The following is a 495-nucleotide window of genomic DNA, read 5'->3' as shown; positions in this document are numbered from 1 at the left end:
CTGCTACAAGCGCTACGAGGATGACGAGGTGCTCGCCTTTCTCGAGCAGTTTCCGCAATCGTTCGGCCACACGCTGGAGCTCCCCAAGCGCTCGGCGGCGTGCACCCGCCTCGACGTGGACAGCGATGCGCTGGCGGCCGTGTGGCGCTCTTGCCGCTCGGATCGCCAATCATTCCGGTGAAGTCGCCGATGAGGAAAATCACCTGGTGCCCCAAGTCCTGCAACTGGCGCATCTTGTTGATCCCCACCGTGATCTATGGCATGGGCGAGAGCTATCGCGGACGCATCAGCCGCAACGACCTGCGCCGGCCGACGCCTTACAACACATACACCACCGCCGGTCTGCCGCCGACCCCGATTGTGCGCGTCGAGGGTGTCGCTGAAGACGTGGCTACCATCACCGCGCGCGACGAAGTAGAGACTGCGCCCCTCCTTCGGATGCAGCGCGGCGTGAATCGCTTCGCGCCCGACCATCGCAATCGGGGTCGGCGGCAG

4 pseudogenes are annotated in these 495 nt (G+C 65.1%); 2 read left to right on the top strand and 2 right to left on the bottom strand.

Going from position 1 to position 495, the window contains the following annotated elements:
* Nucleotides 1–142, top strand: a pseudogene (locus U8L64_RS20070) (HIT domain-containing protein); the annotation flags it as partial.
* Here the strand turns inward: U8L64_RS20070 and U8L64_RS20065 are convergent.
* Nucleotides 123–251 (bottom strand): annotated as a pseudogene (locus tag U8L64_RS20065) (tyrosine--tRNA ligase); the annotation flags it as partial. The pseudogenes U8L64_RS20070 and U8L64_RS20065 sit on opposite strands and share 20 nt — an antisense overlap.
* A gap of 10 nt (nucleotides 252–261) precedes the next feature.
* On the opposite strand from U8L64_RS20065, the pseudogene U8L64_RS20465 reads away from it, so the two are divergent.
* Nucleotides 262–309, top strand: a pseudogene (locus tag U8L64_RS20465) (hypothetical protein); the annotation flags it as partial.
* Between the two features lie 33 nt (nucleotides 310–342).
* On the opposite strand, the pseudogene U8L64_RS20055 reads toward U8L64_RS20465, so the two are convergent.
* Nucleotides 343–495: pseudogene (locus tag U8L64_RS20055) on the bottom strand (endolytic transglycosylase MltG); the annotation flags it as partial.

Source organism: Pseudomonas sp. FIP_A4, from assembly GCF_036701605.1.
Lineage (GTDB): Bacteria > Pseudomonadota > Gammaproteobacteria > Pseudomonadales > Pseudomonadaceae > Stutzerimonas > Stutzerimonas phenolilytica.
This window is presented reverse-complemented; position numbering and strand designations above follow the sequence as displayed.